The sequence below is a fragment of the Skermanella aerolata KACC 11604 genome, from assembly GCF_000936425.1.
GTDB lineage: Bacteria > Pseudomonadota > Alphaproteobacteria > Azospirillales > Azospirillaceae > Skermanella > Skermanella aerolata.
In genome coordinates, this window is sequence record NZ_AVFK01000176.1 from 1 (window position 1) to 982 (window position 982).

The 982-nt window shown below is 60.4% G+C and carries 3 protein-coding genes; all 3 read right to left on the reverse strand.

All coding sequences use genetic code 11. The features are described 5' to 3' along the window. Positions 1-268 precede the first annotated feature (268 nt). Positions 269-616, reverse strand: a complete 348-nt coding sequence (locus N826_RS45100; protein ID WP_044438029.1) for a hypothetical protein — start codon at positions 614-616, stop codon at positions 269-271. After that, complete coding sequence (locus tag N826_RS44625; protein WP_169789524.1) at positions 604-744, reverse strand: hypothetical protein; 141 nt, start codon at positions 742-744, stop codon at positions 604-606. The genes N826_RS45100 and N826_RS44625 overlap by 13 nt, the downstream gene beginning before the upstream one ends. Further along, a partial coding sequence (locus N826_RS44630) for a hypothetical protein (protein ID WP_044438030.1) occupies positions 732-982 on the reverse strand: 251 nt, incomplete at its 5' end. The genes N826_RS44630 and N826_RS44625, both read right to left, overlap by 13 nt.

Below are 982 nucleotides of genomic sequence, written 5' to 3' on the forward strand. Positions count from 1 at the left end.
ATTTTCACTGCTATGGCGTGTTTGACGATACAGGAGCGCTTGTCCGATGCGGCCAAGACCAAAGCGTGATTGAGAATTTTGCGAGGGAAAACGAACTGACCGATCTCGGCTTCGTTTCTTTCAACCCCCTCACCGAAGAATATGTTCGGCATTCAATTTAATGGCCGGCGGGAGAGGAACTATCAGTCTGTGCTTGATTAGATAACTTCTGCGAGGGAAGGGAGGCAGAACACATTCGCGCTCTGCCCCTGGTTCCATAACGGAGGATCTAGTGAACCGGATCGGCCACGCGATGCAGATCGACGTCTTTGTCGTCGCCATCGGCCCTGTCGGCTTCCTGTTCGCCATCGACGGGATGGCTTTTGTTCAGGCTGACCAGCAGATCGACGAGGGTCGAGCGATCACCCGACATCTCGACGGATTGGGTCGGCCGACCGTAAGCGCGGTCTAGGATCGCGTTTGCCGCAACCAGCCGCTCTCCCGGCTTCCCCGTTCGCATCACCTGCACCAGGGTCTCCAGCGCCTCCATGGTGTTTTCTTGCGCCAGTTCCCGAAGGTTCACCTTCAGCTTCGGCCGGCCGCCGGGATTTCCGCTCATTCCTTTTACGAAAACCATTTGTAGTTTCCTTGTTTCTGAATGTCGAATTGCAAGATTGCAGTGTTATTCTGCCGGCAGCAGGGGGGGTGAATCAGCCCGGCCACGGCCGGCGGCGCGCGGGCCATGCCGCCGATCACGATCTCCACCCCAGCGGTTCCAGCCCCATCGCCCCCAGGCCGACATAGGCGGCACCGCGCCACTTCTCGCCGTAGGCGGTCAGGCACTCCAACCCGTAATCCTGACCGACATGGACCACGGCGCCGTCCAGCAGGGACATGCCGGGACCATCGAGCATGAAGGCGTCGCAGCCGGCGCAGCGGTCGAGGCTGGGTTCAGCGCCGTGCCGCCGATGCCAGACGTTCTCGGCTTCGCCCCAGGCGACCC